The following is a 6,003-nucleotide window of genomic DNA, read 5'->3' as shown; positions in this document are numbered from 1 at the left end:
TCTCAAAAGTTCTTCTGGAGTGATCATCGATGGTGTCCACCTCGTTCATGGTGGACACCTCATCCCATCCCCGCGCTCAACTGCATAGGTGCGTAGAAAGGAGCGCTTACCCTTTATCGTCTTAGTCAGTCCGGCACCAATTCAAGAAAAGGCGTTTCGGTCGTGCGTCGTGCGTTCGCGTGGTCCTCTAGCCGATGCGCCTCGCGTTTCTCGCGCTTGGGGCGGACACGCCGCGTCGGGAGGCTCCGGACATGGGCGGCGGTGCTGGCCGCGCGCCCGATAGAGCTGGACCGGCGACTACTTTGTCGGTCGGACATCTCTTCGTGCGTCATCCGGGACGGATCGAGTAATTCCTCCTTGCCGCAAGCCAATCTCACAAGTTGCGTTAGGGAACCTACAAGGTTTGGCAGGCGGCTAGCTCAACCAGCTTAGGTATCCTAACGGCCCCGGTCGCGCAGTGCGGGGACATCCCAGACGAAGGAGATCGCAGATGGCCTACGAGAAACTCGTCAATCAAAGCGGGCTGACGCTTACGATTTTGCTCATTACGCGTGTTGGCTCGGAGCCGAACCAGTAACGGACCGATTGTGGCGGCGGCACTACCGACGGGCGGCAGGCAGACGGTTGAGTACGGTAATACGCAGACTCCTTCCTCAACGGGCTCGTGATTTCCTTGTCTTTCGATGGGCGTTTTCGAGCGTCTCGCAGACCGTGACAACTCGCGGCAGGAGCCGGAATAATCTGCTGAACGACAAGGCCGACCCTGTCGGCGCCGCGCCTGCTCGACGGGGTGCCGCAGATGGACAGAAAGCTCAAGCTCACGCCTCCGTCGCGCCGGTGCAGCGGTGATCGCGGGCGCCGAGTTGTTGAATGGCCTTCCGGCCGCGACGCACCCTGGTTCCTTCATCTGGGTAGTACACAAGGACCGAAGGTGCTCTGGGACAGAGTATCCCTCGGGACGCCCAAGAGGCAATGAAACGACCGCACGTCATCACGGGAGGCGGTATATGCATATGAACACCAATCTTGCGGTACACGAACCGAGCAACGCGCTCCGGCTGGTCACACAGGCGTATATGAGCCTTCTCCTCATCGCCTTTGCCCTTATGCCCGCCCAGTTCATCGCCTACCTGTATTTCCAGCAGGATCCCACGCTAAAATTCGAAAATCACCCGTTCCATGAATTCGCGATTGCCGTCGCCACCCTCGAAGGGCTGTTCGTCACCTATGTGACGTGGCGCTGCTACTGGTCTTCGGGCGAACCTCTGTTGCGTTGGTTGACGCTGGGTTTTCTCGGCTTCGTATTGATCTATTTACTGCACGGCGCCTTCACCAGGATGGCACACCGCAATATCTGGCTGTTTCTGCTCTATGGACCGGCGTCGCGTCTCGCGATGTCGATTCTTCTCTTCGTTGGGCTGCTCAGCTATAACCAGCCGTCAGACGAGGTCGAGAAGCGTTCGGATGCGCGCACATGGCTGATGTGGACCGGCCTGTTCCTGACCGTGGATATAGCTGTCGCATTGATCGCCTACTCCCCCTATGCGGGACACCCGGCGGTACGCTTGTCCATGGAGGGCGGTGCACTGGTGTTCAGTACGCTGAACGTCGCGGTCATGCTCATGCGAGGGATTCACTCGCCGCTCATGCTTGTTTTCGGCATCTCGGTCGCGTGGTTTGCGTTATCGTCGCTCGCATTCATTCTGGCGGCACCGTGGAATCATATGTGGTGGCTCGCCCACGCGATCTTTGCTGGCGGGTTCTTGCTGCTCAGCTATGGCGTTGTCCAGGCTTTCCGAACGACGCAATCCTTCTCGACCATCTATAGCCAGGAAGAAATGATGGCCCGCCTGGCCGATTCGATGGCCGACACTCAAAGGGCGCTACAGCAAGTGCAAGTGAGCAATCAAAGGTTAGAACGCCTTGCCGCCACCGACCCACTGACCGGTGCCGGAAATCGGCGACACTTCCTCGAGCATATCGGCGCCGAGATCGCGCGGGCCAAGCGAACCGGTGCTCCATTATCTCTGCTGTCGCTCGATCTCGACCATTTCAAGGATATCAATGACTCACGTGGTCACAGCGTCGGCGATGAGGTGCTCCGCGCATTTGTGCGAAAGTGTCTGGAGGCAATTCGCCCTTATGACTCTGTCGCGCGCGTGGGCGGTGAAGAATTCATGGTCTTGCTGCCGGGGGCGACGCTCGACACGGCTTGCGCGGTAGCCGAGCGCCTTCGATCGACGATTGAAGGCACTGCATTCGACGTCGAAGCCCGACCGTCGGTCTGCGTCACCATCAGTGTTGGGGTGTCGGAGTTCGGGCGCGATGGAGACACGCTTGACGGATTGCTGAACGTCGCAGATCAGCGGCTCTATCGCGCAAAACATGAAGGTCGTAATCGTGTGATTGCCGCGTAGGCTTCGTTCATTCGCGCGCTTAGCCTAAGGCTGCACGAGCAACATGGTCGCGACCCGGGAATCGCGGCGGCGAACAACGTAGATCGCATCTTGCTTTACGCGGTCGAGCGAGTCTCTTCCATCAGCGCCGCGAGCGGGACAATGGCTTCGCGGTCGCAAGGTTCGCCTGAAGCTGGTTGAGCAGGCGCGCCGCATTCTTCGTGCTCAAAACTCAGGAACATGCAGTTGCTGGAGGTCGCCTATACCGCGCTAGTGTTCTGACTCATTCATTTGCATCCGGTTTTTGCGATGGCGAGCGCTTTTTTGGCTCGGCGGTGCTTTGCGAGGATGGATTTGGCGCCGGCGGTCCACTTGAAGGGCTTTGGGTTTTGGTTTCGATGCTCGATCCACTCGTCAATCGCGGTCTTGAGTTCGGTGACGTCGTTGAAGGTTCCTCGCCGGATGCGCTGGCGAGTGATTTCGGCGAAGAGCCGCTCGACGAGGTTGAGCCAGGAACAGGATGTCGGCGTGAAGTGCAGTGTGAAGCGTTTGTGTCGCGCCAACCAGCGCTTCACGGCCGGCGTCTTGTGGGTGACGTAGTTGTCGAGGATCAGATGCAGATCGAGATGTGCGGGCGTCTCGCGGTCGATTGTTTTCAGAAACGACAGGAACTCGTCTGCCCGATGGCGCGCCAGACATTCGCCGATGACGGTACCGGCCGCCACATCGAGCGCGGCGAAGAGTGTTGTGGTGCCGTTGCGCTTGTAATCATGGGTCATCGTGCCGGCACGGCCCTTTTTCAAGGGCAAACCCGGCTGCGTGTCGAGTGCCTGAATTTGGCTCTCTCATCGACGGAAAGCACCAGCGCCTTCTCCGGCGGATCGACGTTAAGGCCGACGATGTCCTCGACCTTCGCGACGAAGTCGGGATCGTTGGAGATCTTGAAGCTGCGCACGAGATGCGGCTTGAGGCCGTGTTCGGCCCAGATGGGCTGCACGCTCGTGTGGCTGATGCCCATTTCTTCCGCCATCGATCGCACGCTCCAGTGCGCGGCATTGGCGGGACGCTCCTTCACGGTCTTCTCGACGACCTTGAGCTTCATGGCAGCGCTGAGCGGCTTTCGGCCAGGCGGCTTGGAGCGGCCTTTGATCAGACCATCGACGCCGGCCTCGGCAAAATAGTCCTGCCAGCGCCAGACCGTGGTCTTGGAAACCCCGACCTCACGCATAATCGCCACGACGCCATGACCGTCCGCCGTCATCAGCACGATCCTCGCTCGCTTGGCGATCTTCTGAGCCGTGTTTCCATCGGTGAGCAGTTGCTCCAGTTCCCTGCGAGCCTTGCGATCAAGTACAATCAAGTCGTTTCCCATGCCGCAAGTGAATCATATGCGCGACAAGTTGGGATTCAAATGTTAGTGACAGAGCACGCACTAGGTAAGCGATTTATCCGGGCGCTTTCTCGGTGGCTCGTCGGCCTCGAGAGCGCGGGTAAACCGGGACGATTCTCGGGAGGCGCAGCGCCAGTCGAGGAGGATACACGGCACCAACCTTAACACGCCAGGCCCTTCAGTTCCAGAGCATGCAATCTGCCGGGGAGGCTCAGCAAGTGGCGCCCCGGGGACCATCCGTTCGCTCTTGCCACTCGTGCGCCCCAGAGCCCTCAAAGCGTTGAAGCGGCATCTTGGAGGCGTAAACCGTGGCTTCGGCCGCGCTACCAATGTGACAACTGGCCGGTTCGATTGCAAACCACTTTTGCCGGGAACGACGATCGCGATCCGACGGCGCGCTTACCGTCGCGGGCTTGCGAGGCGTTAGTCGAGTTCAGGTAATCGGCGCACAACACCTGGTATTAAGTGTGCCGTTATGCTACTTGTAAGAGCTCACTGGAATAACCGGCTTCAGCGAAGGTTCGACTGTGATGAGTTTGTCAAATCCACGATCGCGCGTATTGCACGCCGATTGGTTCGATTGGCGTAGTTCTGCCACAAGGGATTTCATCGCTCTCTTTGGGGGCGTCGTTCTTGCTTCGATCTTGGCGCATGTTTATGAGCTTGGCCCTCGTTTGTTTCAGCTGGGACGGGGCTATGCGGATTCGGCACTCGACGCCATCGTATTCTTCATGTTTGTCGCATTTGTTCTGAGCGTTGCGCTGACAATCTTTAGTGTTCGCCGCTATCGAGATCTCGCCCGAGAAACCAAAGCACGAACCATTGCAGAAGCAGAAGCGCGCGATCTGGCGCGACATGATCCATTGACTGGCCTGCCTAACCGTCGCCTGTTTGATGAAAAACTTGATGCGTGCCTTGGCCTCGCCGGCGACACCCACCAGGTGGCCGTTCTGATGCTTGGCCTTAGGGGCTTCAAGAGGATCAAGGACACGCATGGCCACGCAGCGGGGGACAAGGCGCTTTGCGCATTTGCCAACAGGCTCGCCGACGTCTTGCGCACGGATGGCGTCCTGGCGAGGATTGGAGGCGACGAATTCGGGATTGTCATGCCAGACATTAGCTCCCTTGAGGATCCCACCAATCTGGCGCGCCGTATTGTGGCGTCCGCCGGCGACACTTTCGCGATCGAGACGGGTTCAGCCGAGCTTGGCGTTGGAATTGGCATCGCCATCGCTCCGATTGACGGCGTCAATCTCCACGAATTGGTCAGGCGCGCCGAACGTGCACTTTATCGCGCACAAGGCGATGGCAGGTCGTGTGTTCGCTTTTTCGAACCAGAGATGGACATGCATGTCGAGCGGCGCATCCAGATCGAGCGAGAGCTTCGTAGCGCGATAACGGCCGATATTATCGAGCCGCACTACCAGCCGTTCGTTTCGCTCAAAAGTAATTGCATCATCGGGTTCGAGGCCCTGGCGCGTTGGGAAAACAGGACTTTTGGGCATATTCCGCCCGACGTGTTTATTCCGATTGCAGAAGAAACTGGCCTCATCAACGCGCTTGGCGATCAGCTTTTTCGCCGCGCCTGTTTTGATGCCAATACGTGGCCGGAGATGTTTACGCTTGCCTTCAATATTTCGCCAATTCAGTTGCGTGACCCCGCGCTTGGACAGCGCATTCTATCGATCCTTGGGCAAACCGGGTTCAGTCCGAGCCGCCTGGAGATTGAAATTACGGAGAGCGCGTTCGTGGAAAAGACCGGGGTTGCGAAGACCGTGATGGATGAACTCCGTCAAGCCGGCGTCCGCATCGCGCTCGATGATTTCGGTACGGGTTATGCTACGCTTAGCCAGCTGCTTTCGTTTCGTCTCGACAAGATCAAGATAGACCGAAGCTTCGTGTCGCATCTCGGCGACAGTACCGACAGCCAGGTGATCGTTCGTGCTATCCTTGGCATTGCAAATGGATTTGGTTTGACGGCCACGGCCGAGGGCGTCGAAGACGCAGGCCAGCTGGCCTATCTGGTGGCCAATGGTTGCGCAGAAGGACAAGGTTATCTGTTCAGTGATGCCGTCCAGGCCGCCGGTATCCCCGCGCTGCTTAGTCGAGAGCTGGCCCCGGTTGTTTGGACAGCGCCCCGCTGGATTTAAGTGGATTCCTGCCGGGTTATGCTGAACGCGGGGCTTTACGGTTTTGTCGTTGCGTCGGGAGGGCGTA

General features: G+C 58.5%; 2 protein-coding genes and 1 pseudogene. 2 read left to right on the top strand and 1 reads right to left on the bottom strand.

Features of this window, described 5'->3' with window-relative positions:
• The first annotated feature begins 1,007 nt into the window (after positions 1-1,007).
• Positions 1,008-2,417, top strand: coding sequence for a GGDEF domain-containing protein (locus tag QJT78_RS47630; RefSeq protein WP_272481440.1), 1,410 nt, complete (start codon positions 1,008-1,010; stop codon positions 2,415-2,417).
• A gap of 266 nt (positions 2,418-2,683) precedes the next feature.
• Here the strand turns inward: QJT78_RS47630 and QJT78_RS47625 are convergent.
• Positions 2,684-3,768: pseudogene (locus tag QJT78_RS47625) on the bottom strand (IS630 family transposase).
• Between the two features lie 548 nt (positions 3,769-4,316).
• Between QJT78_RS47625 and QJT78_RS47620 the strand changes: the two are divergent.
• Positions 4,317-5,936, top strand: coding sequence for an EAL domain-containing protein (locus QJT78_RS47620; RefSeq protein WP_212481673.1), 1,620 nt, complete (start codon positions 4,317-4,319; stop codon positions 5,934-5,936).
• The last annotated feature ends 67 nt before the right edge of the window (positions 5,937-6,003 follow it).

The organism is Bradyrhizobium sp. Mp27 (genome assembly GCF_029953005.1).
GTDB lineage: Bacteria > Pseudomonadota > Alphaproteobacteria > Rhizobiales > Xanthobacteraceae > Bradyrhizobium > Bradyrhizobium barranii.
This window is presented reverse-complemented; position numbering and strand designations above follow the sequence as displayed.